Origin of the sequence: Glycomyces niveus, from assembly GCF_017592475.1 — a bacterium.
Taxonomy (GTDB): Bacteria; Actinomycetota; Actinomycetes; order Mycobacteriales; family Micromonosporaceae; genus Glycomyces; species Glycomyces niveus.
Window position 1 is genome coordinate 428,739 of the sequence record NZ_JAGFNP010000004.1, and the last position, 26,058, is coordinate 454,796.

The window sequence follows — 26,058 nt, forward strand, 5'->3', positions numbered from 1 at the left end:
GCTCAGTGCAACGCAAGGAGGAACCATGGAGATACTCATCGTCGGCGCGGGCGGCATGGCCCGCGGCATCGGCCTGCGGCTCGTCCGCGGCGGCCACCAGGTCCGCATCGCCGACCGCGAACCCGACAGCGCCGCGGCCCTCGCCGAGGAGCTGGGAGCAAGCGCCTCCGGGGAAGCGCTCGACAGCGCCGCGGGAGCCGAAGTCATCGTGCTCGCGATGCCGTACGAGAGCAACAAGCAGGTCGCGGAGATGTGGGCCGGCCAGCTGTACGGGAAGATCGTCGTCGACATCAGCAACCCGGTCGACTACGAGACCTTCGACAGCCTCGTAACCCCGCCCGGGAAGTCGGCGGCCGAAGAGATCGCCGAGGCCGCGCCGGGCGCGCACGTCGTCAAGGCCTTCAACACGACCTTCGCGTCCCGCCTCGCGAACACCGGCAGGCTCGACGTCTTCATCGCGGGCGACGACCTCGACTCCCGCAAGCGGATCGCGAACCTCTGCACCGACGCCGACCTCCGCCCCATCGACGTGGGCGGCCTCAAGCACGCCCTCGCCCTCGAGTCGATACAGCTGCTCCACATGAAGGTCCAAGGCGAGATCGGCGGCAACTGGTCCACCGCCCTCACCTTCGCACCCTGACGAAACCGGGCGGCCCGCTACACGGTCGAGTCGACCACGAAGTCGCGGCCGAGGCCGAGCAGGACGGCGTCCGCCGTCATCAGGGTCAACCGGTGCTGGTACGCCTGCGAGACGATCAGCCGGTCGAACGGGTCGTGGCGGACCAGCTCGGGGAAGTCTCGGATGCCCTCGGCGTGGTCCGCCGAGATCTCGAGGAGCTCGAGCCCATTGGCCGCGGCCTGGTCCGCGAAGTCGTCCGGGATCTTCAGCTTGCCGAGCACCGACTTGATGGTCAGCTCCCAGATCGTGGCGACCGAGACGTGTACTGCCGCAGCCGACTCGATTCGCTGCCGGGCCCGGGCCCCGAGCCGGGGACTGTCGTTCATGACCCACAGCGCCGTCTGGCTGTCAAGCAGGAGCATCGGCGTCTCCGTAGAACATCTCCTGGATGTCGGGGTCGACTTCGAACACAGCGTCGTCGTACTCGAGTCGGCCCTTCAAGCCCCCGAACACCACGGGCCGGTCGCGGTGCGGGACGAGGTCGACGACCGGCTTGCCCGCTTTCGCGATGACGATGTGCTCGCCCCGGGCGGCACGATCGATCAGCCGAGACAACTGGGTCTTGGCCTCGTGGATGTTCACGACGTACGCCATACAGCCAGTCTAGCAAATTAGCCAGACTTAGCTAAGTTCACCTGGAGATGAGCGGGGCCTGGCCCCGGTCGGGGCGGATCCGCCGTCGTCTTGTCCCTGGAAGCCGCTGCGCGAGCGCCGGCGGTCAGTTCGGGAGGGCGACCCGGAAGCCGATGGCGCGGTAGGCGGTCGCGGTGAGGAGGGCCGCTTTGGGTTCGGCGATGTCGCCGAAGTGGACGACGGGTTTGAGGCCGGTGAGGCGGGGGTCTTCGAGGATGCCTTCGACCGGGCCGCCGGTGACGAGGGCGTCGAACTCGGCGTTGCCGAGGACGGCGAAGACGGCGTCGCGGGCGCGCTTCTCGGCGGCGTGGGCCTGGCCTTCGCGGCGGCGAGCGAAGCGCTGCTGGGACTGGCCGCCCGCTTTGGTCTTGCCTTGGACGTAGGCGGTGTCGGTCTTGGAGGCCTGCACGCGGCCGTCCTGGAGGATGCCGACCGAGTACGCGCCCTTCCTCGCGAGGAGCACGGCGATGCGGCGCGGCTCGAGGGCGTAGTCGCGCAGATGCGCGGCGGCTTTCAGGGGGTCGTCGTCGAGCAGCCAGCCGGCGGGCAGGCCGCCGGCCAGTGTCCAAGTGACACTGGCCGACACGCCTTCGTTCGATTCGATCGTCCAGGCGTCGCCGTCCGCTCGGTGCGAGGCGATGCCGCCGTTACGGGTCGCGAAGTTCTCGACCCAACGCGGGAGCCGTTCAGGCTCGACCTCGACGATCTTCCCACCGCCTGAAGCCGCGCGGACTTTAGACGTTGAAGCCAAGTGCCCGGAGCTGGTCGCGGCCGTCGTCGGTGATCTTGTCGGGGCCCCACGGCGGGATCCACACCCAGTTGATCTTGAGGTCGGCGGCGAGGCCGCCCTCGGGCCCGCTGCACAGGGCCGAGCGGGACTGGTCCTCGATGACGTCGGTCAGCGGGCAGGCCGCCGAGGTCAGGGTCATGTCGAGGGTGACGACGTTCTGCTCGTCCACGTGCACGCCGTAGATGAGGCCGAGGTCGACCACGTTGATGCCCAGTTCGGGGTCGACCACGTCTTTCATGGCCTCGAGGATGTCGTCCTCTTTGGCCTTCACGGTGTCGGTCATGCGTTCGTCCTTCCGGAGGAGGCTTCGGCGCGGATCAAGGCGTCCTGGAACGCCTTCCAGCCCAGCAGTGCGCATTTGACGCGCATCGGGTACTTCGAGACGCCCGCGAACGCGACGGCGTCCTCAAGAGACTCTTCGTCGCCCTCGGACTGGCCCTTGGAGTTCATCAGCTCGGTGAACTCGGCCAGCTTCGCCAGCGCGTCGTCGACGGTGGCGCCGTTGACGAGTTCGTACATCACGGAGGCGGAGGCCTTCGAGATCGAGCAGCCGACGTTGTCGTAGGAGACGTCGGCGACCTTGTCGCCCTCCACGTGGACCCGGAGGGTGATCTCGTCGCCGCAGGTCGGGTTGACCTGGTGCGACTCGCCCTCGTAGGGCTCGCGCAGGCCCGCGCCGCGGGGGCGCTTGTAGTGGTCCAGGATGACTTCCTGGTAGAGCTCGTCGAGATTCATCAGCCGAACACCTTTCGCACCTGGCCCAACGCCTCCACGAGCCGGTCTATTTCCTCGTGGGTGTTGTAGAGGTACCCCGAGGCGCGCGTGGTGGCGTTGACGCCGAACCGCTCGCAGGTGGGTTTGGCGCAGTGGTGGCCGACCCGGACGGCGATGCCCTCGGCGTCGAGGATCTGCCCGACGTCGTGCGGATGGACCCCTTCGAAGGTGAAGGAGACGGTGGCGCTGCGCCCGATCGGCACTCGCGGGCCGATGATCTCGAGGCCTTCGACGGTCTCGAGCCGTTCGAGCATGTAGCCCGCGAGCTCCTTCTCGTAGGCGCGCACGTTCGCCATGCCGAGCTTGTCGAGGTAGTCGACGGCGGCGGCGAGGCCGACGGCCTCGGCGATCGGCGGCGTGCCGGCCTCGAACTTGGCCGGCGCGTCGGCGAAGGTGGTGCGCTCCATCGTGACGGTCTTGATCATCGAGCCGCCCGTGAGGAACGGGGGCATCGCGGCGAGCAGGTCCGCTTTCGCCCACAGGACGCCGATGCCGGTGGGTCCGAGCATCTTGTGGCCGGTGAAGGCGATGAAGTCGACGCCGAGTTCGGTCACGTCCACAGGGAGGTGCGGCACGGACTGGGAGGCGTCGAGCCCGACCAGGGCGCCGACCTCGCGGGCGCGCCGCGTGATCGGCGAGGTCGGGTTGACCGTGCCGAGCAGGTTGGCGACGTGGACGAAGGAGACGACCTTGCACCGCTCGGTGATGACCTCGTCGAGCGACTCGAGATCGAGCCGGCCGTCGTCGGTGATGCCGATCCACTTGAGCGTCGCGCCGGTGCGCAGGCACAGCTGCTGCCACGGGATGAGGTTGGCGTGGTGCTCCATCTCGGTCACCACGACCTCGTCGCCGGGGCCGAGCTTGAAGCGCGGGTCGGCGGCGGGGTCGAAGGCGGCGTTCTGGAACGCGTAGGCCATCAGGTTGATCGACTCGGTGGAGTTCTTGGTGAACACCACTTCGTCGGGGCTCGGGGCCCCGATGAACGCGGCGACCTTGGCGCGGGCGCCCTCGTAGGCCTCGGTGGCCTCGGCGCCGAGCGTGTGGACCGAGCGCGAGATGTTCGCGTTCGAGTGGTCGGTGAAGCGGCGCATGGCCTCGACCACCTGGACGGGCTTCTGCGAGGTCGCAGCCGAGTCGAGGTAGGCCAGCGGCTTGTCCCCGATCCTGCGCTGCAGGATCGGGAAGTCGGCGCGAATGGCCTCGACGTCGAGCTTGCTTGCAGCCTCCACGGGCTCCTTCTTCCTGGTTGGCTAGGCGGCCTTCGTGCCGACGTAGGACTCGTAGCCTTCGGCTTCGAGCTTGTCGGCGAGTTCGGGGCCGCCCTCTTCGGCGATCTTGCCGTCGACGAAGACGTGGACGAAGTCGGGCTTCACGTACCGCAGGATGCGCGTGTAGTGCGTGATGAGCAGGACGCCCGGGTTGCTCGTGGCCTTGGCGTGGTTGATGCCCTCGGAGACGATGCGGAGGGCGTCGACGTCGAGGCCGGAGTCGGTCTCGTCGAGGATGGCCATCTTGGGCTTGAGCAACTCCATCTGCAGAATCTCATGCCGCTTCTTCTCGCCGCCGGAGAATCCCTCGTTGACGTTGCGGTTGATGAACGCCTCGTCCATCTTCAGCTCGGCCATCGCGCCCTTGAGGTCCTTCATCCAGGTGCGGATCTTGGGGGCCTCGCCGTCGACGGCGGTCTTGGCGGTGCGCAGGAAGTTGGAGACCGAGACGCCGGGGACCTCGACCGGGTACTGCATGGCGAGGAAGAGGCCGGCGCGGGCGCGCTCGTCGACGCTCATCTCGAGGACGTCTTCGCCGTCGAGGAGGACTTCGCCGCCGGTGATCTCGTACTTCGGGTGCCCGGCCAGCGAGTAGGCCAGGGTCGACTTGCCGGAGCCGTTCGGTCCCATGATGGCATGGGTCTCGCCGGAGCTGATGGTGAGGTCGACGCCGTGCAGGATCGGCTTGGCGCCCTCGTCGGTGTTGACCGAGACGTGCAGGTCGCGGATCTCGAGCTTGCTCATGACTTCTGGTTCCTTCAGGCGTTTTCGGTGGTCTTGGGCTTGAGGCTGAGGTAGACGTCGCCGTCGCGGACCTCGATCGGGTAGGTCGGGACCGGCTCGGTGGCGGGCGGTCCGGACGGTTTGCCGGTGCGCAGGTCGAAGCTCGACCCGTGCAGCCAGCATTCGATCTGGCAGTCCTCGACGTCGCCTTCGGAGAGCGCCACGGCCGCGTGGGAGCACTCGTCGTAGAGGGCGAACGCCTCCTCGCCCCGGCGCACGAGCACGATCGACGTGCCGTGGATGTCGGCCGCGACGGCCTCGCCCTCCGGCAGTTCGTCGAGCGCGCACACGCGCAGGAAATCGGGATCGGTCGCGGTTTCACTCATGCTGTGGCACCGGCCTCGATGTCCTCGGGTGCGAGGAACTTGCCCGCGTCGAGGCGGGCGACGACGAGCTCGGTGAGCTCCTCGCGCAGGTCCTCGTCCGGGATCTTCTGGATGATCTCGTTGAAGAAGCCCTTGACGACCAGGCGGCGGGCCTCGGCCTCGGGGATGCCGCGCGACTGGAGGTAGAACAGGTGCTCCTCGTCGAAGCGGCCGGTCGCCGAGGCGTGGCCGGCGCCGACGATCTCGCCGGTCTCGATCTCCAGGTTGGGGACCGAGATGGCGCGGGCGCCGTCGGAGAGGACGAGGTTGCGGTTGATCTCGTACGTGTCGGTGCCGGTGGCGGCGTCCTGGATGAGGACGTCGCCGACCCACACGGTGCGCGCGGTGTCGCCCTGGAGGGCGCCGCGGTAGTTCACGTTCGAGTGGCAGTCGGGGACGGAGTGGTCCACGAGCTGGCGGTGCTCGAGGTGCTGCTCGGCGTCGGCGAAGTAGAGGCCGAAGGCGTCCACGGAGCCGCCGCGGCCGGCGTAGTCGACCGACAGGTACTGGCGGACCAGGTCGCCGCCGAGCGTGACGGCGATGTGGTCGAGCTTGGCGTCGCGGCCGAGCCGGGCCTTCTGGTGCTCGACGTGGGTGGCCTCGCGGTCCCATTCGGCGACCGCGACGAGGCGCAGGTGGGCGCCGTCGCCGACCGAGATCTCGACGTTGTCGCCGAGGCGGGCCAGGCCGGTGTGCCGCACGATGAGCGTGACGTCGGCGTGGTGGCCGACCTCGATGTAGGTGTGGGCCCAGGTGGCGCCGTCGAGGCCGCCGCCGGTGACGTCGAGCCACACCGGCTCGGCGACCTGCGTCTCGGGCGCGACCGAGACGAGCAGGGCCTTCTCGGTCTTGGCCCAGGCGACCGCGCTCGGGCGGTCGAACGGGGTCAGGATCGAGCCGAGGCGCTTGTCGTCCTTGCCGACGGCTTCGGCGGTGACCCCCGCGGGCAGGCTGCGGATCGCGTACTCGGCGGCCTTGGCCGCCGGGGCGGTCTCGGTGTCGTCGAGCCCGGCGAGGCGCTTGACCGGCGTGTACCGCCAGTCCTCCTCGCGGCCGGTCAGGGCCGGGAAGTCCGCGGGCTCGAAGGAGCGCAGCAGCTGCGACTTGGTCTTCGGGGGCACCTCGCCGAGGCCGTGGGTGTGCGGCTTGGTGCCGGTGGCCAATTCGATGCTCATGAAATCTCTGGTTCCTAGTCCTAGCCGGGCCGCTTAACCGACCGCGCCTTCCATTTGGAGCTCGATCAGGCGGTTGAGTTCCAGGGCGTACTCCATGGGGAGTTCCTTCGCGATGGGCTCGATGAAGCCGCGCACGATCATCGCCGCCGCCTCGTCCTCGGTCAGGCCGCGGCTCATGAGGTAGAACATCTGGTCCTCGCCGATCTTGGAGACCGTGGCCTCGTGGCCCATGTCGACGTCGTCCTCGCGGATGTCGACGTACGGGTACGTGTCGGAGCGCGAGATGGTGTCGACCAGCAGCGCGTCGCACTTGACGGTGGACTTGGAGTGGTGCGACCCCTCGTTGACCTGCACGAGGCCGCGGTACGAGGTGCGCCCGCCGCCGCGCGAGATCGACTTCGACACGATGGTCGAGGAGGTGTTCGGGGCGGCGTGGGTCATCTTCGCGCCCGTGTCCTGGTGCTGGCCCTCGCCGGCCATGGCGACCGACAGGACCTCGCCCTTGGCGTGCTCGCCGACCATGACCACGGCCGGGTACTTCATGGTGACCTTGGAGCCGAGGTTGCCGTCGACCCATTCCATGGTCGCGCCCTGCTCGGCGATCGCGCGCTTGGTGACCAGGTTGTAGACGTTCGACGACCAGTTCTGGATCGTGGTGTAGCGGACGCGCGCGTCCTTCTTCACGATGATCTCGACGACCGCGGAGTGCAGCGAGTCCGAGGAGTACACCGGGGCGGTGCAGCCCTCGATGTAGTGCACGAACGAGCCCTCGTCGGCGATGATGAGCGTGCGCTCGAACTGACCCATGTTCTCGGTGTTGATCCGGAAGTAGGCCTGGAGCGGGATGTCGACGTGGACGCCCTTGGGCACGTAGATGAACGAGCCGCCCGACCAGGTCGCGGTGTTGAGCGAGGCGAACTTGTTGTCGCCCACCGGGATCACGGAGCCGAAGTACTCCTTGAAGATCTCCGGGTGCTCGCGCAGGCCCGTGTCGGTGTCCATGAAGATGACGCCCTGCTGCTCCAGGTCCTCGCGGATGGAGTGGTAGAGCACCGTGGACTCGTACTGGGCGGCGACGCCGGAGACGAGCTGCTGGCGCTCGGCCTCGGGGATGCCCAGCTTGTCGTAGGTCTTCTTGATGTCCTCGGGCAGGTCCTCCCAGGACTCCGCCTGGCGCTCGGAGGCCTCGACGTAGTACTTGATGTTGTCGAAGTCGATGCCGGACAGGTCGGCGCCCCAGTTGGGCATCGGCTTGCGGCCGAAGAGTTTGAGGCCCTTCAGTCGCAGGTCGAGCATCCACTCGGGTTCGTTCTTGCGCGCGGAGATGTCGCGGACGACCTCTTCGGTCAGACCGCGGCGCGCGTTCGCTCCGGCGGCGTCCGAGTCGGCCCAGCCGTACTCGTACCGCTCCAGGGAGGCGAGGGCCTCGGCCTGGCTCAGCGGTTCGCTCTTCTGCGTGTCGGTCATCTCAAGTCTCACCTTTGACCTGTCGGGTTATCGGTCTGCGCGTTCGGGGTCGGGCAGCGGCACCGGGCCGCGTCCACCGTCGGCGCCCGCGGCCCGCAGGCCGCGGTTCGTGCCGGGCACGTGGGTGGTGCACACCCCGTCCCCGTTGGCGATCGTGGCCAGCCGCTGGACGTGGACGCCCAGCAGGCGGCTGATCACCCGCGTCTCCGCCTCGCACAGCTGCGGGAACTCCGCGGCCACGCCCGCCACCGGGCAGTGGTGCTGGCAGATCTGCCCGCCCGTCGCGATGACCGACGCCGTGGCGGCGTAGCCCTCGCCTGACATGGCGGTGGCCAGCGCCTGCGCGCGGGCCATCGAGTCGTCCGAGTCGACCGCGTCCATGGCGGCCCGGCAGCGGGCCTCCAGGCGTGCGACCTGCTCGGCCGCGAAGCCGCCGACGGCGTCTTCGCCCTCGAAGCGGCGGATCCAGCGCAGCGCCTCCATCGCGAGGTCGTCGTAGGTGTGGCCGAAGGAGGTGCGGGCGGCGGGAGTGAGCTGGTAGCTCCTGGCGGGCCGTCCGCGTCCGGCGGTCTTGACCACGCGGGTCTCGACCTGGCCTTCGGCCTCCATCGCGTCGAGATGGCGGCGGGTGGCGGTGGCGGTGATGCCGAGTTCCTGCGCGAGGTCGGCGGCCGTGGCGTGGCCGCGTTCGAGCAGCAGACGGGTCACTCGGCGGCGGGTGTCCCCGTCCGTCGAGTGGCTGGTCGCCCTCGTCACCATTTCCACAAGGTAAATGTTACTTAATTCGTCGTGGCACGTCGAGATGGCCAGTCGTGAGACGGGGCACGCAGGTTTGCCTAACCTCACACACCCCGGGGGTCGCTCCAGCCCACACCGCGAGACCCGGCGGGCAGCGACGCAGGGTCGCAGGGCTAAATTCGCGGCGTGAACCTGTTGCAGCGGTGGTTTAGCAGGCCTGGCGCGGTGCGCCGATGGGCGCTCGCTAGCGTGGTCGCGAACGTCGGCATCATCGTGACCGGCGGCGCGGTGCGGCTGACCGAGTCGGGCCTGGGCTGCCCGGAGTGGCCCAAGTGCACCGCGGATTCGCTGGTGGCGACCCCGGAGATGGGGATCTACGGCGCGATCGAGTTCGGGAACCGGGTCCTGACCTGGGTGCTCGTGGCGATCGCGGTGGGCGCGTTCCTGGCGGCGTGGCGGCGGGTGCCGAAGCGTTCCTCGCTGGTCAAGTTGGCGTTCGGCGCGTGCCTCTATGTCCCGGTTCAGGCGATTCTGGGCGGTATCACGGTCTGGACGGGCCTGAACCCGTGGGTCGTGGGCGCGCACTTCCTCGCGTCGATCCCGCTCGTGGCGCTCTCGGTGGCGCTGTACGTGCGCTCGGGCGAGCCCGACGGCGAGATCGTGCCGCTGGTCCCCCACCCGGTGCGGCTTCTTGCCCGCGGCCTGGTGGGCGTGGCGTTCGCGGTGATCGTGCTCGGCGTGGTCGTGACCGGCTCCGGCCCGCATGCGGGCGACGCGGAGACGCCGCGCAACGGCCTCGACCCGGCCCTGATGTCGCAGCTGCACGCCGATCTGGTGTGGTTGCTGCTGGGCATGACCATCGCGCTGATCGCGGCGCTGCACGCGGTCAAGGCGCCTGCGAATGCGGTCCGCGCGGCGTACACGCTGCTGGTGGTCGAGCTCCTGCAGGGCGTCATCGGATATACGCAGTACTACCTGGACCTGCCCGTACTCCTCGTCGGCCTCCACATGCTCGGCGCGGGCGTGCTGTGGGTCGCCGCGGTGCTGGTGCCCTTCAGCCTCCGCAAGCGCGAGCCGCACGCCGATGCGGTGCCGCTGCACTACGAGATCCACGGCGACCGCGAAGGCGACCGCATCGTGGAGAAGTCGGCGGTGGAGGAAGCGCCGGTCGCCTAGTCGATTCGTGGAGCGGCCCCGGGTTTTCGCCCGGGGCCGCTTCGCGTTCACTCGATCGAATCGGGGCCGGCCTCGCCGCCGTAGGTGGCGATCTTGAACTCGGTGGCGGCGAGGGAGAGGGTGAGTTCGCGGATGCGGCGGCGGATGGTGTCGCGGTGCTCGATGAGCATGTCGAGGCGTTCGGGGACGGTGGCGTCGCCGGCGTCGACCAGGTCGACGTAGTGCGCGAGGTCGCGCATCGGCATGCCGGACAAGCGCATCCGGGTCAGGAAGACGAGGCGGCGGACGGCGGCGGCGTCGTAGACGCGGTGGCCGAGGCCGTCTCGGGTGACCGTGACGAGGCCTTCGCGCTCGTAGTAGCGCAGGGTGTGCGCCGAGACGTCCAGGAGGTCGGCGACCTCGGCGATGGTCATCGCCTCGGCGGTCGGACCCGGGTCGGTGAGGCGGCGGATCGCCTCGAAGGAGACCGGGTCGTCGCCGATGGCCTCGAGCGCCCGCGTCAGCAGATCGTCGGTGGACATGCCGCAAACCTAGACGGGCCGGACCGAGGGCGCCATGCCTTCGAAGTCGGCGCTGCGGGCGAGGTCGGCGAGGCGTTCGATCTCGTCGAGGCCGCGCCGGTGCGCGGCGTAGAGGCGTGCGACCGCTTCGGCGCCCAGCGGGAGGCGCAGCGGCAGGTCCTCGCCTGCGACCAGATCCGTGATGATGCGGGCGGCCTTGCCGGGGTCGCCTTCCTGGCGGCCGTCGACCCCGGCCATGTCGGCGCGGACCGCGGCGAGGGTGTCGCCGTAGACGGCGTCGGCCTCCGTGAACTCGAGCGCGCCGTGGAAGCCGGTGCGGAAGCGGCTGGGCTCGACGATCATGACGCGCACGCCGAACGGGGCGACCTCGCCGGCGAGGGACTCCGACCAGCCTTCGAGGGCGAACTTGGAGGCGGAGTAGGCCGAGACGCCGGGGAACGAGATGCGGCCGCCCTGGCTGCTCATCTGGATGATCGTGCCGCTCCCTTGCGCGCGCATGGAGGGGAGGGCGGCGCGGACGAGCGCGGCGGGACCGAAGAGGTGCAGGGCCATGAGGTCGCGCAGCTGCGCGTCGCCGACCTCTTCGACGGCGCCGACGACGGCGCGGCCGGCGTTGTTGACCAGGACGTCGATGCGGCCGAAGCGGTCGAGCGCGGCCTGGACGAGACCCGGGGCGGCCTCGGTGTCGGTCACGTCGTGGGCGACGGCGGCGAAGCCGGGGTGGGCGGTGGCCAGGTCGGCGACGGTCTCGGGGTCGCGGACCGCGGCGAGTACATTGTGGCCGTTGGCGAGTGCGGCGAGGGCGAGGGAGCGGCCGAGGCCGCGGGAAGCGCCGGTGATGATCCAGGTCGTTGTCATGGGCCCGACGCTATGGCTTCGAGTGCGCTCGAACGCAAACGAGCGTGGCCGGGGTCACCCGTGGGGCCGCCGCGGGCCGTCGCGAGGGCGTTCCGGGTTTCCCGGATACCCACCCGTTCCCACCTGCACCACTACCAGCGAAAAGGACACTGTCCCACAGGGGTACGACACGGCCCCGGGCCGCAGGCCGGGGCCGTTCGATGGCCGGGGACGACACGGCCTCGGGCCGCAGCCAGGAGGCGTTCGATGGCCGGGGGCGCGGCGCAATCCGGGGCGCGGCGGCGCGGACCCCATAGAATCCCCGTGTGACTCAAGCGATCACGCGGCACGACCGCGTCCTCGGATGCCTCGTCGGCGGGGCGGTCGGCGACGCCCTCGGCTACCAGGTCGAATTCACTCCTTGGGATCGAATCGAAGCGAGCTGGGGTCCGGCCGGCGTGACCGAACTGCGCAACAACCAGATCTCCGACGACACCCAGATGACGCTCTTCACCGTCGAAGGCCTGCTCCTCGGGACGGACGGCGGCAGCGAAGAGGACCGCGTCGAGCAGATCCGCCTCGCGTACCTGCGCTGGCTCACGACCCAGCGGGAGCCGATGCCGCCCTTGGGATCCGAGGGCCTCGCCGCGCAGCCGTGGCTCTACTCGCGCCGCGCGCCCGGCAACGCCTGCGTCTCCGGCCTGCGCGACGGCGGGCGGCCCGGCGTCAACCCGAACTCCAAGGGCTGCGGCACCGTCATGCGCTCGGCCCCGTTCGGACTCCACTTCGGACCCGATGAGGCGTACGCCTTCGCCGAGCGGTGCTCCCAGATGACCCACGGCCACCCGACCGCCGGAGCCTCGGCCGGGGCGTTCGCGATGATCGTGGCGCACTTGATGAACGGCGAGACGCCGCAGCGCGCCGTCTCCGCCGCCCTGCTCCACCTCCGCGGCGGCATCGACCGCTCCGAGACCGCCGACGCCCTCCAGCAGGCCTTCAAACTCGCCGGCAACATCCCGCCCGGACCCAACACCTGCGCCCCGCTCGGCGAAGGCTGGGTCGCCGAAGAGGCCCTGGCCATCGCCGTCTACTGCTTCCTCGGCACCGACGACGTCCGCAAGGGACTCACCGCCGCCGTCAGCCACAGCGGCGACTCCGACTCCACCGGCGCGATCCTCGGCAACCTCTACGGCGCGGCCTACGGCCACGCGGCCCTGCCGAAGGAGTGGGCCTCCCAAGTGGAGGGCCGCGAAGTCATCCACGCCTTGGCGAACCTGATGGAACCCGTTGCCTGAGCCCGGAACCGGCGGATGACGGACCGGGCGCGGCACCCGGGGGTCCTCTCGCTGGGCAGCACGGTGGTCCCCCCGTCTTCGCATTGTCCCCTTTCGGAGCGGTACGTGGCTGCCTCGCAACACGAAAGGGCGGCCCGGCGTTTCGCCGGGCCGCCCTCTTCGGTTTCGTCAGGCGGCGGCGTGGACCGCGGCGGCCACCGCGGGGGCGACGCGGGGGTCGAGGGGGGACGGGACGATGCGGTCGGCGGCGAGGTCGGCGGCGGCGATGTCGGCGATGGCGTGGGCCGCGGCGAGTTTCATCGCCTCGGTGATCCGCGGAGCGCCGGCGTCGAGGGCACCCCGGAAGATGCCCGGGAAAGCGAGCACGTTGTTGATCTGGTTCGGGTAGTCGCTGCGGCCGGTGGCGACGATCGCGGCGTGCTTCGCGGCGGTCTCCGGGGCGACCTCGGGAGTCGGGTTCGCGAGCGCGAACACGATCGCGTTGTCGGCCATGCCTTCCAGGGCCGATTCGGGGATCGAGCCGCCGGAGACGCCGACGAGGACGTCAGCGCCCTTGAGCGCTTCAGTGATGCCGCCGCTGCGGCCGGAGCGGTTGGTGCTCGCGGCGAGCTGGGCCTTGACCGGGTTGAGGCGGTCGCGGCCTTCGTAGATGATGCCGGTGGAGTCGCAGACGATGAGGTCGCCGACCCCGGCCTCGCCGAGGATCTTGGTGATGGCGACGCCCGCGGCCCCGGCGCCGACGACGGCGACGGTGAGGTCTTCGGCGCGGCGGTCCTGCAGGCGCATCGCGTTGGTGAGCGCGGCGAGGACGACCACGGCGGTGCCGTGCTGGTCGTCGTGGAAGACCGGGATGTCGAGGAGGGCCTTGAGGCGGTCCTCGATCTCGAAGCAGCGCGGGGCGGCGATGTCCTCCAGGTTGATGCCACCGAAGGACGGCGCGATGGCCGCGACGGCCGCCACGATCGCGTCGGGGTCCTTGGTGTCCAGGCAGATCGGGACGGCGTCGACGTCGGCGAACTGGCGGAAGAGGGCGGCCTTGCCCTCCATGACCGGCAGCGAGGCGGCCGGGCCGATGTCGCCGAGCCCGAGGACGGCGGTGCCGTCGGTGACGACGGCGACCACGTTGGAGCGCCAGGTGTGGGTCCGCGCCAGGGACTCGTCAGCGGCGATGGCCTCGCAGACGCGGGCCACGCCCGGCGTGTACGCGACCGAGAGGTCCTCGCGGCTGTCGAGGGGGACGGTGGTGGAGGTGCGCAGTTTGCCGCCCTCGTGGGCGACGAAGATCGGGTCTTGCAGATCGATCATTGGTCAAGCCTCATTGCTTCGATGATGATCGCCGACTCTGCGAACGCCGAACGGATGGCTCCGGCTGAGATACGAGTGGCTGGAGAAGACTGGGGGTGACCCAGGTCATCAGTGTAGCTCAGCGGTGACCAGTATTCGGACTGCGGCGGCAGTCCAGGCGGCGCATTTCACGGGGTCGTCCTCATCGGCCAACGATTTGGACAGGTGCACGAAATCCGTTGCGGCCCTTTGGAGTCCGACCCGCTGCAGTTCGGCGGCGGCGGCTTCGACGCGGCGGCGGGACGGTTCGCGGGCGCTGCGCAGGCCCTGGTGCGCGAGGTCGGCGCAGGCGATGAGGGCGCCGTCGATCGCGGCGGACACCGGGTCGGTGTCGGCCGCCGCGTCGGCGGCGGCGAGCTCGGCGGTGTCGTCGCCGGGGGCGAAGTCGGGGACGACCGGGCCGTCCTCGGTGAGCAGGGCGGTGGGCTCGACGATGAGCTCGCCGCGGTGGCGGTGGACGTGGCCGGCGACGGCCGTGATGCCTTTGAGCAGGGCCTTCTCGGCCGCTTCGAGCGCGCCGGGCGCGGCGGCGCGGTGCGGGACGCGCAGGAGGGCGGTGCCGCCCTTCGGAGCGGCGACCTCCGCGGTGAGGCATTGCGAGGCGGGGTCGTAGCCGAGGAGGCGGGCCTCTTCGACGGCGACGACGCGCAGGGACTCGGCGGTGACGCGGGGGCGCACGAGCGCGGGCGGGCGGGCTGCGAGCTCGTCGGCGAGAGCGTCGAGGTTCGTGGCGCGCAGCGACTCCGGGAGGTCGTTCCAGGCCAGGCCGAGCGGCAGGACCTGGGTCTTGGCGAGGCGGCCGGTGCCGAGCTTGAGGGCGCGGGCGGCCGTGCGTGACGCGGCCTCGGTGACGGTGTTGCCCGAGGCCAGCGCCCCGATCTTGCAGCCGGCGAGACGGCGGGAGGCGAGGTCGGCGCCGGTGAGGGTGCCGTCCGCGGGGACCGGCCAGTCGCGCTGGACGGCGAGGACCATGCCGGTCTCGGACTGGGCGAGGTAGATCTCGAGGGTGCGGGTCTCGCCTTCAGTGCCGACGCGGGCGCCGAGGGCGGTGAGGCGCACGAGGGTGAGCGGGGTGGCGTCGGCTTCCTCGCTGCCGAGGATCTGCGCGGCCGGGGTGCCTTCAGGGTGTCGGGCGGCGCGGGCGCGGGCGGGGAGTTCGGCGAGGAGCGCGGCGAGGCGCTGCGGGTCGTAGGAGGCGGAGCGGTCCTCGTAGCGTTCGAGCTGGTCGACGAGGTCGTCGACGGCGCCGGCGGGCCAGTGGGCGCGGCGGCGGGTGAGGGCCTTCGATTCGCGTTGGAGGGCGGCGCGGAGGACGCCGTCGGCGCCGGTGGCGCCGTCGAGGAGGACCCTTTCGGCGAGGGTCAGCGCCTCGTCGAGGCCGTCGGCGGCCGCGCCGCCGCCGACGCTGACCGTGGCGGCGTCCTGGGCGGCCTCTCGGAAGGCCCAGACGGCGAGGACGATCGCGGTGTCGCGGGCGGGGCCGGTGGCGTCGGTGTGGACGTAGCCGAGGCCGGGGACGAGGAAGCTGACGTTGGCCGCGGGGAGTTCGGCGGCGGCGGGCCGGTCGGGGCCCGGCCAGGTGAGGCGGGCGGTGTACCCGGCGCGGCGGGTCTGCTCGGCGGCTTTGAGGGCGTGGTGGCCGAGGACCTCACGCAGTTCCTCGTCGGTGATGGCGGCGGGGGTGGCGAGGGGTTCGGATTCGGCGGGTGCCGCTGCGGGCGCGTCCTGGGCGCGCTGGTAGGCGAGGACGGCGCCGATGCGGTGGCGGCATTTGCCGGCGGCGCCGCAGGTGCAGGTGGAGGCTTCGAGGCCGCCGGAGGCGGGGAGCGCGGTCTCGGCGCCGTCGGGGAAGACGGCCGTGAGAGTGCCGTCGTCCGCGAGGGCGACGGTAGGAGCGGTCCCGGCGTCGAGGTCTTTGGCGGCGCGTTTGACGAGACCCCGGTTGGCAAGGGCCGCAAGGGCGTCCGGGGTGAGGGCGAGGAGGTCGTGCCTGGGTTCCGCGGTCACGTGCCGAGCCTTTCCGCAACGAATTCGACCAGGTGGGAGGGGGTCATGGCGCCGACGTGGGCGCCCACGTTCGCGAGGCGGGCGGCCATGTTGTGGTCGTAGATGGGGTTGGCGTCCTCGTCGAGGGCGGCGAGGCCGAGAACCTGGGTGCCCTGCTCGCACAGCTGCTTGACGAGGTGGACGAGGCGGGCCTCGCTGCCGCCTTCGTAGAAGTCGCTGATGAGGGCCACGATGGAGCGGCGGGGGTTCTCGATGAGCCCGGCCCCGTATTCGACGGCGCGGGCGATGTCGGTGCCGCCGCCGAGCTGGACCTTCATGAGCAGCTCGACGGGGTCGTCCACATCAGAGGTCATGTCGACGACGGCGGTGTCGAAGGCGATGAGGTGGGTCTTGAGGCCGGGCAGGGCGTGGAGGCACGCGGCGGTGACCGCCGAGTGGATCACCGAGCCGGTCATGGACCCGGACTGGTCGACCAGGAGCACGAGCTGCCACTGCTCGAGCCGCTTCGAGGTGCGCGAGTGGAACTGCGGGCGCTCGATGGCGACGCGGCGGTCCTCCGGCTGGTAGTGCTTGAGGTTGGCGCGGAGCGTGCGCTTGAGGTCGAAGTCGCGCGAGCGCCGGTGCCAGCTGGGCTTGCGGGTGCGGCTGCCGGTGAAGACGGTGCGCACCTGCACGGAGAGCTTCTCGACCAGGCGCTCGACGACCTCTTCGACGATGCGGCGGGCGGCGGCGAGCACCTGCGGGTTCATGAGGTGCTTGGTGCGCAGCACGGCCTTGAGGAGGGACGGGCTGGGCTCGATGCGCTCGAGCACGTCGGGGTTGGTGAGCACGTCGTGGATCTCGTAGCGCTCGACCGCGTCGCGTTCGAGCCGCTCGATGGTCTCCTTGGGGAAGAGCCGGTGGATGCCGTCGAGCCAGTCCACGGTGGTGAGCTGGGAGGGCGAGTCGTCCGCGCCGCGCGGGCCGTCGCTGCGGGCGCCGCCGCGGCGCACGCCTCGCTTGCCGAGGTCGTCGTCGCGGCTGTAGAGCCAGTCGAGGGCGGCGTCGCGGGCGGCGTTGGACTCGCCGAGGCCGCCTAGGCAGTTCTCGGCGGCGGGGCCGAGGACGAGCCGCCAGCGCTCGAGGTCGGCACCGCCCTGCTGGGCACTGTCGTTCTGAGCACTGTTCTGCTGAGCACCGTTGTGCTGGTCCCCCATCAGGACTCCCCTCCGAATACGAGGTCTTCGCGGGCGAGGGCGGCCTCGACGCGGGCTTCGAGCGCCATCGCCGACGCCATGACGACCGGGTTGACGTCGAGGCGCTTGGTGAGGCCGCGGGAGTCGCCGCCGCCTCGGGCGGCGACGAGGCGTTCGGCGATGAGGCCGCGTTCGCGCGGCGGGAACATCGCGAACGCCTGGCGCAGTGCGGGCAGGGCGATCAGGAACTCGTCCTCGGTGAGGTCGCCGATGAGTTCGTCCACTGCGGATACGACGCCCTGCTCCTCAGCGAGCACTTCTTCACGGGCGAGCGCGAAGAGGCCCGAGAGCCAGTCGCCGAGCCGGTCGGGGTCGGCAGCGCCCGCCGCGGCTTCGGCGGCGTTCGCGGGCGCACCGAGCGCCCAGGCGAGGCCGAGCGCGGCGCCGCGCAGATCCGGCGGGGCCTGGCCGTCGACCGCGATGCGCTGCGCCGCAGCGGCAACGGAGGCGGCGGGCGGCGTGAGCGAAGGCGCGTGCCGGACGGCGTCGCGCAGCGCGCGCATGGCGCGCAGGCGGCCCTGGTCGGCCGGGCCCGGCCCGGCGTGCAGGCCTTCGGCGAGCCATAGGACGCGGTTCGCGGCGGCGGTGACGACGGCGGCGTAGAGGTCGCTGCCGGCGGTCCCGAAGAGGTGGTCGTGGCGCCACAGGGCGAGGACGGTGGCGAGCGCGGGGCCGACCTCGCCGAGGTCGCCGCTGTCGTCCACTGCGGACTCGACGGCGGTGCCGAGGCGGTCGGTGAGGTGCGCGCGGCCGCACAGCGCGGCGTCGAAGAGCATGGCGGCCAAGGCGTCCAGCGCCCGCTCGGCGTCGGCGCGCTGCTCCAGGACGGTCTGGGCGGCGTCGCCCAGGGTCGCGCCGAGCGCCCCGGACTCGATGAGCACCGGGAGCCGGTCCGCGCCCGAATCCAGCGTCCACTGCTCCTCGGCGGTCACGTCCGCGCCCGCGGAAGGGCCCGACTCGCGGCGCACGCCGGGGAGGCGCAGCAGCCGCATGCAGTGCAGGGCGCGGCTCCGCTCGAGGTCCTTCGGCTTGGCGAGGTCGAGGCGGATCGGGCCGTCGCCGTCGAGGCCGAGCCGGGCCATCTCGGCGACGGCGTCGTCCACGAGCGGCGGCCGGGGCGTGTCGGGGTGGAGGCGGCCGACGCGTTCGCCGGTGAGGGCGGCGGTCATCTCGACCACCACCGGATGCGTTCCGGCCGTGAGCAGGCCGCGCCGCGTCCACGGCAGCGGCTGCTCGAGGTCGTCGCTGATGAGGGCGCTGGCGAGGCCGTCGAGGAGGTCGGTGCGGCCGGGCCGGGCGTGGCCGCGCAGGCGCGCGAGCCCGTCGGTGAGGCTCCGCGCCCCGATGAGGTCCGAAGTGGAGACATGGAGGCCCCGCTCGCGCAGGCGCGTGGTGATGCGCTGCACGAGCGTGGCCGCCGCCTCCTCCGGTCCGGCCTCCCACAGGCGCTGGTAGTACTCGGGGGACGGCATGCCGGACTGGTATCCGGCGAACGCGTCGAGGCGCTTGAAGGAATAGGGCACGAGGTAGCCGCCGGTCTCGGTGCCCTCCGGCGGTTCGGGGAGCACCGGGGTCCCGGTGTCGCCTTCGGCGGCGAGGCGGCGCAGCGCGGGGGCGTGGAAACCGCCGCAGACGACGAGCACCGGCCCGTCGGTCTCGGCGAGGGTCGCGCGGATCCATTGGGCCATATAGGCTTCGCGCGCCGTGTCGCGGCCGTCCGCGTCCGCTTCGCCGCGCACCAGGTCGAAGTAGTGGTCGAGCCGTTCGGCGAGGCCCTCGGGCTCGGCGACCTCGACGAGGTGGTCCCACAGGGCGTCCACGTTGTCGACGGCGAAGGCGCGGCAGAGCGCGTCCGTGGCGTCGGTGTAGCGCCGCTCGGCGTCCGAGTAGCGGTTCTCGACGCCGTCGAAGGCGCCGTGCCAGGCGGGGAGGTCGATGAAGCGCACCGCCGCCCCGGCCCGGCGGCCCTCGGTGAGCGCGACCCACTCGGGCGAGTAGTCGCACATCGGCGCCCACGTGCGGCGCACCGCGAGGTCGGCGCTCGCGTACGAGTAGATCGCCACGGGCAGTTCGTGTTCGAGGGCGAGCTCGGCCAGGCGGTCGTTGAAGTCCGCGGGCCCCTCGATGAGGACCGCGGCGGGCCGCAGCTCCTCGATGCGCCGGGCGACGAGGCGGGCGCAGGCGGGCGAGTGGTGCCGCACGCCCTGGACGTGGAGGCGGTCGATCATCCGGGCAGCAGGTTCCGCGCCTGGTAGAGCGACTCCCAGTGCGGGCCTTTGCGTTTGGGGGCCTTCTGCTCGAGGTAGCGGCGCAGGCGCGCCAGGTCCTCGGCGTTGTCCTTGGCCGCGGCCCCGGCCATGCAGTCCACGATGTCCCCTGCCACGGCGGTGCCGCCGCGCAGGTACCAGGCCTTGATGCCCACGGCGTGCGCGACCGAGACGGCCTCGGCGGTGGACATGACGGCCTGCGGACGGCCCGAGTTCGCGTCGCCGGTGCGCAGGTCGCGGAAGACCCGCACGAGCACTTCGAGCACGTCGCGCGAGGGCGGCGCGGGCACGCCGGAGCGGGCCAGGGCGGCAGAGGCCTCGGCTTCGACGAGGTCGAGTTCGGTCTTGAAGTCCGCGATCGGGAAGACCGTCTCGAAGTTGAAGCGGCGCTTGAGGGCCGCGCTCATCTCGTTGACGCCGCGGTCGCGGGTGTTGGCGGTGGCGATGATGTTGAACCCCTCGCGGGCGAACACCATCGAGTCGCCTTCGAGCTCGGGGATGGCGAGCACGCGGTCGGACAGGGGCGACAGCAGCGAGTCCTGGACCTCGAGCGGGCAGCGGGTGATCTCCTCGAACCGCACCACGCGGCCTTCGGCCATGCCCTGCAGCAGCGGCGCGGGCACGAGCGCGCGCTCCGTCGGCCCCTCCGAGACGAGCAGGGAGTAGTTCCAGGAGTAGGCGATCTGGTCCTCGGTGGTGGACGCGCCGCCCTGGATGGTGAGGGTCGAGTCGCCGGAGACGGCAGCGGCGATGAGCTCGGACAGCAGCGACTTCGCCGTGCCGGGCTCGCCCACGAGCATGAGCCCGCGGTTGGTCGCGAGCGTGACGAGCGCGCGGTCGATGAGCGAGGGGTCGCCCACGAACTTGCGGGCGATGCCCCGCGAGTCGTCGCCCACGATGAAGGTGCGGGCGGCCTGGAGGCTCAGGGCCCAGCCGGGCGGGCGGGGCGAGTCGTCTTCGGCGGCGAGCTTGGCGAGCTCGACGGCGTAGCGGCGCTCGGCAGGCGGGCGCTGGAGCTTGGGTTCGGCGACGGTGCTCACGGAATCGGTGGTCATGGCGGCTTTCTGGTCAGTGGTTGATGCCGGTGGCGCGGCCGAGGCCGGCGAGGATCTCGGCGACGAGGACGGGGTCGAGGGCGTCGCCGCGCAGGGTCGGGACGCCGCGGCGGCGGTTCTTGGTGGGCGAGAACCAGACCCAGAGGATGCGGTGGCGGCCGTCGGGGTCGGGGTCGCGGTAGTCGGGGCTCGGGTCGATCTCGGCGAGGAGGTGCGCGTTGTCGACGACAGCGGCGCTCTCGGCGTTCAGGCGCTCGCGCGGCAGCTCGCGCGCGAACAGGTAGGCGAGTTCGATGGGCTTGTCGGGCTCGTCCCAGTACAGGTGCTTCCAGTCGAGGACTTCGCGCAACGCGGCGAACGCCGCGGTGGCGCCGGAGAAGCGGTCGAGGACGCCGGTGCGGGCCTCTTCCTCTGTGAGGGTCAGGGCAGGGCGGGCGAGCTGGTCGAAGGGCTGCAGGATCTCGTAGTCGGCGAACACTTCGGTCCACAAAGGCAGATCGGGGCCGAGGAGCGCGGGGTGGGCGAGGCGGACGCGGCCGCCCTCGGCGAGCTCCAGCGGCTTGTCGTTCACGTCGGCGAAGCTGCCGTCCTCGGCGAGCCGGAACCCTTGCGGCCCATCGTGGGTCTCGCCGATCCAGAGCAGGCCCTTGGCGAGCGAGGCGAGCACCGGGTTCGCGAGGAGGCGCGCGAACCCGTCCGCGTCCCAGATTCGGCTGGCGAGCATCGCGTCCTTCAAACGGTCGCTTTGGAACGCGAGCTCGGCCGTGAGGTCCTTGGAGAGCTTGCGGAACCGAGCGGTCGAGGCGGCGGCGGTCTCGGCGTCGTCGCGGAGCCCGGGGCGCGGCAGGCGCGCCCGGAGCTTCCCGGCGTCGTCGGCGATCCGGAGCTTGAGCCGCTCGTCGGCCTTGATGTGGAAGGCGCGCGGCCCGAAGTCGAGCACGAGCTGCGCCGGATCGTCCAGGCCCAGGGTGGGCGCGGCGCGGTCCGCGAGCGGTTCCACTTCGGACTTGATGCGGGCGGCGACGGCGGCGGCCTTGGCGGCGGCGAGTGCGCGCACCGAGTCGTGCAGCTTGCCGCGGGACATGCGGTAGAGGGCCGGGAACGCGATGTCGGCGGGCAGGGCGGCGAGGGCCTCCAGGCCGAGTCCGGTCAGCAGGAGTTGCCGGGCTCCCCACTTCTTGACGTGCTCCTCGAGCAGCGCCACGGCCTCGGTGCCGCCGAAGCGCCCGAGCTGCCCGATCATCCAGGGGAACCGCTGCGCCATCGCGAGTGAGAACCGGGCGAGCGAATCGCGGTCGCAGGCCTCGGCCACGGTCTCGACCGCCGGGTACGGGGTGCGCGGCGTCCACTGCGAGAGCACGTTCATCAGATGTGACACCGCTTCGCGCGGCAGGACCGCTTTCCGGTCCGCGGTGAGCACCGGCGGCAAGTCCGTGTTCCTGAGCCGACCGCCTACGTTGGGGTTGTTGAGGAGGGGGCGATCGGGGTCGGCGAGGACGGCTTCGACGCCGGCGACCGCTTCCGGCCCGTGGACCTCGACGGCCTGGACGACGGCTTCGGCGCCGTACCGCCAAGCGAGGAGGCGGAGCGCGCCGCGCGCGGTGGTGCGCTGGTACACCTTGGGACCGAAGGCCTCCGGGACGAGGAGGGCCGCGGCGTGGAGGCCGTGGCGGTCGAACCAGTCGAGGCCGGCGTCGCGTCCGGCGTCGAGGCGGAGGAACCAGTGGGCGGCGAGGGCTGCGGCGGGGGTGCTGCGGATCGGCAGCAGGGCGTCGCCGTGCCAGGGCAGGTCCTGGAGCTGCTCGACGGCCTGGTCGGCGAGTTTGGGACCACTCCGGGCAAGTTGGGAGCGGACGCCGTCGGCGACACTGAAGCCGTGGCGGTAGCTGTAGACCCGGTCGTCGTCGATGCCGTCCCAGTAGGTGTCGGGGTCCCATTCGACAAGGTCGGGTTCGAGGGCGAGGGCGCGCTCGAACTCGTCGCCGCGGCCGACGAGTTGCGGCGCGGGTGCTTCGAGGCCGGGGATCTCGCGGGGCGCGGTGCTCTTGCGCTTCTCGGTCCAGGGCGGGGCGACGAGCACCTTCGGGAGGTCCGCGAGCGCCGCGACGGGAAGTCCGGAAGGCTGCGACTGGACGGTCACGTCGAGTCGTTCTTCTTGTGGCGCAAGGTGTTCGGCCATGGCCTGCTTTCGTGGGGCGGGATCGTCTCGCATGAGCATATGAGGGGGGTGCGACACGCCTCCGGCCCACCGCCTTTCGAACAGGCGGCGGCCCGGAGGCGGCCGCCTCAGCCCTGGTCGGTGAGTTTCGCCAGTGTGGACAGCAGTTCGGAGGCGATGACGGGGTCGACCGGGCCGAAGTCGGTCTTCGGCGCGGGCACGTCCCAGCCGTACATCGCGTTGCGCGAGACGACGACCTTGCGGAGCTCCTGCGTGTCGTACATCTCGACGTAGCCGACGGTGATGCCCGGGTCGAGGTCGAACACGAGGTAGCCGACCCCGGGGAACGGGCAGAACATGCCCGGTTCGATCCCGGCGTCCTGCGGCGGGGTGCGTTGCCAGCCGCGGCTGGTGAGGCCGAGGAGCTTGCCGACCGGGACGGCGGCCCCTTCGAACCGCGCGAGGCGGCCGGTGCGCAGCTCCTCGTCGGTGAAGGCCATGACCGGGCGGGCGAGCTGCGAGAAGGGCTGCAGGATCTCGTAGTCGGCCAGGATCTCGGCCCAGGCGGGCACGTCGTCGAGGATCGCGGGGTGGGCGAGGCGGACGGCGGCGTCGGCGGGCAGCGCGAACTCGTTCTCGTCGACGTCGCTGCAGCCCTTGTCCTCCGCGAGGCGGAACGCGGTGCGGGCGGTGCCGTGCTCGGCGATCCAGACGAGGCGGCGGGCGAGGTGCCACACGAGCGGGTGCTGCACGAAGTGCTCGTCGAACTCGGCGGGTGTCCAGGTGCGGCCTTGGACCATGGCGCGTTCAAGGCGCTTGACCTGGTCGGCCGCGACGCTGCGGAGGTCCTTGCGCAGGGCCGCGAACCGCTTGTAGGCGGCGTCGGCCAGCAGCTCGTCGTCCTTCGCGCCGGGTTTGGGGAGGCTCTTGCGGGGCTTGCCGTCCATGTCGGTGACGAACGGCTTGAGCGCTTCGTCGAAGCCGACGCGGAACTGCCGGGGGCCGTAGTCGAGGACGAGCGCGGCCTCGTCGCGCAGCCCGAAGTCGGGGACGAGGCGGTCGGCGAGCTGTTCGCCGGTGAGGCCGAGATTCGCGGCGATGGCCTGGATCTGGTCGGCCGCTTCGGATTTGATCGCGGCGAACTTGGCCTTCTCGGCGATCTGGTTGATCGCACGGAGCGCGGCCTCGGTGCCGATCGCGCCGAGCACCGCCAGGCCGGTGACGGCCCGCTTGTGCTGGTTCTCCCCCGGCCACTTCGCGACGAGGGGCTGGAGGAGGCGCACGGCCTCGTCGTCGCCGAAGTGCGCGAGCTGAGTGAGCGCCCAGCCGTCCTCGGAGGGGGCGCCGGCGGTGAGCCACTGCTCGAACAGCGCGATCGAGAAGCGGGTCAAGGAGGTCCGGTCGCACGCCGCGGCGACGACCGCGACGCCGGGGTACTCGAAGCCGGGCGTGCCGAGGGCGAGGACGGTGACGAGGTTGTGGACGGCGGCGTGCGGGAGCGCGTGCTCGCGGCCGTTCAAGAGCACCTGCGGGAGCAGCAGGGGCGAGACCCACGGGGCGGGTTTGGGGACCGGGATGCCGACGGGCATGAGCGGGTCGACGTCCACGAGCGCGTCGATCGCGGCGGCGGCCTCGTCGCCGTACCGGGCGGCGGCCTCGTGCACCAGGTCGGGTCCGTGGGTCGCGGCGAGGTAGCGGAGTGCGGCCTCGGCGCCGGCGCGGAGCTTCTTGGGCCTGCCGAGCGCGTCGGGGACGAGCAGCGCGGCGGCGTCGGCGGTGTGCCGGTCGAGCCATTCGATCGCGAAGGAGCGCAGGGTCTTCAAGCGGACGAGGGCGTCGGCGGTGTACCGGGCGGCGGTGAGGTTGGCGAGCGGCAGCAGGAGGGTCCGGCGGAAATCGGCGTCGTAGGCGGTCGCGGCCAGCACCTGGTCGGCCGCGGCGGCGCCGAGGTTGGCCACGAGTCGCTGCAGGAGTTCGATGCGGTAGTAGCTGCCGCCGGTCTTCCAGTGCGGCAGGAGTTCGGTGGCGACCTCCACGGGCGCGAGGGCGAGCATGACCGTCTGCTGGAAGGAGTCCTTGTCCTCGAATCCGCGAGTCTCGTGGATCCAGCGGTCCGTGGACCATTCGTCGCTGCCCTTGTACTGCTCGAAGGCGTAGTGGTGCTCAGCGGACCATGCTTCGCGTTCGCCCTCGGCCCAGGTGGCCGTGCTGACGGGGAGCGGGTCGAGCTTGAGGACGACCGGCGCGGCCGCGGCGGCGCCCGCGGCCCAGGGCGGCGAGACGAGCAGCGCGGGGACGGCCTCGGCGGGGGCCTCGGGGACGGATTCGCGCCCGGCGGTGAGGACGGCGAGGGTCTCGCGGGTGGCCTCGTCGGCCAGCGGGAGTGCGACGTCGAGGAGGATCGGGTCCGAGTGGAGGATCGCGGCGAGCCGACCGCGCTCGGTTTCGTCGGCTCCTGGCACGCGTTCGGCTATGAGGGCGATGGCGCGCCGGGGGAAGTTCGCGGCGGCTTCGATGGCGGCGCCCATGACGTGCGGCTCCTTGAGCCGGTCGAGGAGCATGTCGAAGGCGTCGCTGCTCGGCATCGCGGCGAGCGCTCGGTAGAGGGTCTTGAGCTCGTCGGTGTAGTTGTGGCCCTCCAGATAGTGTTCGATCACCGGGAGGGCCTCGGCGCCGAGCCGGTGCAGGAGGTCGGCGATCTCCGCGGTGGGCACCCAGTACCGCCCGAGCAGGGCGACGTCGAGCGCGGCGAGGTGCTCGGCGGACGCGACCACTTCGAGGATCAGCCGCGAGACGGACCAGTTCGTCTGGTGCGCGCGGTAGTCGTCGCAGACCTCCGTCATCCAGTCGTGCTCGTCGGGGAGCACGAAACTCGCGGCGAGCCGGTGCCCGGGGTCGGTGCGGCGCTCGGCGACGGCGGCGAGGATCGCGGCGTGGTCGGCGTCGGAGGCGGCGGCCGCGATCGCCCGGAGGTCGCGGATCTCCTGGCGCTCTTGGTATCGGGACCAGTTGTAGGAGTTGAGCGGCCGCCGCTCCAGGCCCACGGCGTGCTTGCCGTGCTGCGCGGTGTCGAAGGTCATGGCTTCGACGTAGGCGGCGAAGGCGAACGGCAGGTCGTGCTCGTGCGCGACGAGGTCGAACAGCGGCCGCAGGTTCGCGGGCGAGGAGTTCGTGGAGGGGTTGGCGAGCAGGAGGACTGCCGCCGCGCCGAGCACGTCCCGCTTTCCCTCGAGGAAGGCCTTCGCTGCGGGCTGGAACTCCTCGTTGCATGCCGAGGCGAGGCGCTCGTCGAGCGCGGGCAGATGCGTCGCGAGGTACTCGCGCCCGGTCTCGGGGTCGAGCTTGACCCTGCGCACCTTCGAGTCGCCGCGGCGGGGCTGCACGAACCGCTTCCAGGTCGAGGGGAAGGCCAGGCGGTCCTCGTCGGGGAGGGCGGAGGCGGTTGAGGGAGTCTCGGTTTCGGTCATGGGCGACAGCTTAGGAACCGGGTA

General features: G+C 71.4%; 23 protein-coding genes. 3 read left to right on the top strand and 20 right to left on the bottom strand.

The features are described from left to right. Positions 1-25 precede the first annotated feature (25 nt). Positions 26-640 (top strand): NADPH-dependent F420 reductase, encoded by a 615-nt coding sequence (locus J5V16_RS10355; RefSeq protein ID WP_208496129.1) that lies wholly within the window; start codon positions 26-28, stop codon positions 638-640. A gap of 17 nt (positions 641-657) precedes the next feature. On the opposite strand, the gene J5V16_RS10360 is transcribed toward J5V16_RS10355, so the two are convergent. The 11 genes from J5V16_RS10360 to J5V16_RS10410 form a co-directional block, all read right to left on the bottom strand. After that, positions 658-1,041, bottom strand: a complete 384-nt coding sequence (locus tag J5V16_RS10360; RefSeq protein WP_208496131.1) for a type II toxin-antitoxin system VapC family toxin — start codon at positions 1,039-1,041, stop codon at positions 658-660. Continuing rightward, entirely contained in the window at positions 1,028-1,273 is a 246-nt protein-coding gene (locus tag J5V16_RS10365; RefSeq protein ID WP_208496133.1) for a type II toxin-antitoxin system Phd/YefM family antitoxin, read from the bottom strand. Before J5V16_RS10365 ends, J5V16_RS10360 begins: the two co-directional genes overlap by 14 nt. Before the next feature lie 124 nt (positions 1,274-1,397). Further along, positions 1,398-2,063: an acVLRF1 family peptidyl-tRNA hydrolase gene (locus tag J5V16_RS10370; RefSeq protein ID WP_208496135.1), complete on the bottom strand. Its 666-nt coding sequence runs from the start codon at positions 2,061-2,063 to the stop codon at positions 1,398-1,400. Next, a complete protein-coding gene (locus J5V16_RS10375; protein ID WP_205325677.1) occupies positions 2,047-2,385 on the bottom strand; it encodes a metal-sulfur cluster assembly factor in 339 nt (112 codons plus the stop codon). The genes J5V16_RS10370 and J5V16_RS10375 overlap by 17 nt, the downstream gene beginning before the upstream one ends. Continuing rightward, on the bottom strand, positions 2,382-2,837 hold the full coding sequence (sufU, locus tag J5V16_RS10380; protein ID WP_208496137.1) for a Fe-S cluster assembly sulfur transfer protein SufU: 456 nt from the start codon (positions 2,835-2,837) through the stop codon (positions 2,382-2,384). The genes J5V16_RS10375 and sufU overlap by 4 nt, the downstream gene beginning before the upstream one ends. Further along, on the bottom strand, positions 2,837-4,105 hold the full coding sequence (locus J5V16_RS10385) for a cysteine desulfurase (protein ID WP_208496138.1): 1,269 nt from the start codon (positions 4,103-4,105) through the stop codon (positions 2,837-2,839). Before J5V16_RS10385 ends, sufU begins: the two co-directional genes overlap by 1 nt. 21 nt (positions 4,106-4,126) lie before the next feature. Next, positions 4,127-4,888 carry a Fe-S cluster assembly ATPase SufC gene (sufC, locus tag J5V16_RS10390; RefSeq protein WP_208496140.1) on the bottom strand — a complete coding sequence of 254 codons (762 nt, stop codon included), beginning with the start codon at positions 4,886-4,888 and terminating at the stop codon, positions 4,127-4,129. A gap of 14 nt (positions 4,889-4,902) precedes the next feature. Then, the gene (locus J5V16_RS10395) at positions 4,903-5,253 is read right to left on the bottom strand and encodes a non-heme iron oxygenase ferredoxin subunit (RefSeq protein ID WP_208496142.1); all 351 of its coding nucleotides are present in this window, start codon (positions 5,251-5,253) and stop codon (positions 4,903-4,905) included. Continuing rightward, positions 5,250-6,467, bottom strand: a complete 1,218-nt coding sequence (gene sufD / locus J5V16_RS10400) for a Fe-S cluster assembly protein SufD (RefSeq protein WP_208496143.1) — start codon at positions 6,465-6,467, stop codon at positions 5,250-5,252. Before sufD ends, J5V16_RS10395 begins: the two co-directional genes overlap by 4 nt. A 33-nt stretch (positions 6,468-6,500) precedes the next feature. Further along, positions 6,501-7,934 carry a Fe-S cluster assembly protein SufB gene (sufB, locus tag J5V16_RS10405; RefSeq protein ID WP_208496144.1) on the bottom strand — a complete coding sequence of 478 codons (1,434 nt, stop codon included), beginning with the start codon at positions 7,932-7,934 and terminating at the stop codon, positions 6,501-6,503. 27 nt (positions 7,935-7,961) lie between these two features. Next, positions 7,962-8,693 carry a helix-turn-helix transcriptional regulator gene (locus tag J5V16_RS10410; protein ID WP_208496145.1) on the bottom strand — a complete coding sequence of 244 codons (732 nt, stop codon included), beginning with the start codon at positions 8,691-8,693 and terminating at the stop codon, positions 7,962-7,964. A 165-nt stretch (positions 8,694-8,858) separates the two neighbouring features. Between J5V16_RS10410 and J5V16_RS10415 the strand changes: the two genes are divergently transcribed. Continuing rightward, positions 8,859-9,848: a COX15/CtaA family protein gene (locus J5V16_RS10415; protein WP_208496146.1), complete on the top strand. Its 990-nt coding sequence runs from the start codon at positions 8,859-8,861 to the stop codon at positions 9,846-9,848. Between the two features lie 47 nt (positions 9,849-9,895). Here J5V16_RS10415 and J5V16_RS10420 read toward each other — a convergent pair whose 3' ends face one another. Continuing rightward, positions 9,896-10,369: a MerR family transcriptional regulator gene (locus J5V16_RS10420; protein ID WP_208496147.1), complete on the bottom strand. Its 474-nt coding sequence runs from the start codon at positions 10,367-10,369 to the stop codon at positions 9,896-9,898. Positions 10,370-10,378: 9 nt separating this feature from the next. After that, positions 10,379-11,227, bottom strand: coding sequence for an SDR family NAD(P)-dependent oxidoreductase (locus J5V16_RS10425; RefSeq protein WP_208496148.1), 849 nt, complete (start codon positions 11,225-11,227; stop codon positions 10,379-10,381). 305 nt (positions 11,228-11,532) lie between these two features. Between J5V16_RS10425 and J5V16_RS10430 the strand changes: the two genes are divergently transcribed. Beyond that, the gene (locus J5V16_RS10430) at positions 11,533-12,501 is read left to right on the top strand and encodes an ADP-ribosylglycohydrolase family protein (protein ID WP_208496149.1); all 969 of its coding nucleotides are present in this window, start codon (positions 11,533-11,535) and stop codon (positions 12,499-12,501) included. A gap of 168 nt (positions 12,502-12,669) precedes the next feature. Here J5V16_RS10430 and J5V16_RS10435 read toward each other — a convergent pair whose 3' ends face one another. From J5V16_RS10435 to J5V16_RS10465, 7 genes are all read right to left on the bottom strand, one after another. Beyond that, entirely contained in the window at positions 12,670-13,806 is a 1,137-nt protein-coding gene (locus tag J5V16_RS10435; protein ID WP_208496150.1) for an NAD(P)-dependent malic enzyme, read from the bottom strand. A 108-nt stretch (positions 13,807-13,914) separates the two neighbouring features. Beyond that, positions 13,915-15,852: a hypothetical protein gene (locus J5V16_RS10440; RefSeq protein WP_208496151.1), complete on the bottom strand. Its 1,938-nt coding sequence runs from the start codon at positions 15,850-15,852 to the stop codon at positions 13,915-13,917. Continuing rightward, on the bottom strand, positions 15,849-17,048 hold the full coding sequence (locus tag J5V16_RS10445; protein ID WP_208496152.1) for a VWA domain-containing protein: 1,200 nt from the start codon (positions 17,046-17,048) through the stop codon (positions 15,849-15,851). Before J5V16_RS10445 ends, J5V16_RS10440 begins: the two co-directional genes overlap by 4 nt. Continuing rightward, complete coding sequence (locus tag J5V16_RS10450; RefSeq protein ID WP_208496153.1) at positions 17,048-19,315, bottom strand: DUF5682 family protein; 2,268 nt, start codon at positions 19,313-19,315, stop codon at positions 17,048-17,050. Before J5V16_RS10450 ends, J5V16_RS10445 begins: the two co-directional genes overlap by 1 nt. Beyond that, positions 19,312-20,409: an AAA family ATPase gene (locus J5V16_RS10455; protein ID WP_208496154.1), complete on the bottom strand. Its 1,098-nt coding sequence runs from the start codon at positions 20,407-20,409 to the stop codon at positions 19,312-19,314. Before J5V16_RS10455 ends, J5V16_RS10450 begins: the two co-directional genes overlap by 4 nt. A gap of 13 nt (positions 20,410-20,422) precedes the next feature. Further along, on the bottom strand, positions 20,423-22,588 hold the full coding sequence (locus tag J5V16_RS10460; RefSeq protein ID WP_208496155.1) for a DUF4132 domain-containing protein: 2,166 nt from the start codon (positions 22,586-22,588) through the stop codon (positions 20,423-20,425). Between the two features lie 107 nt (positions 22,589-22,695). Beyond that, complete coding sequence (locus J5V16_RS10465) at positions 22,696-26,034, bottom strand: DUF4132 domain-containing protein (RefSeq protein ID WP_208496156.1); 3,339 nt, start codon at positions 26,032-26,034, stop codon at positions 22,696-22,698. Between the last annotated feature and the right edge of the window lie 24 nt (positions 26,035-26,058).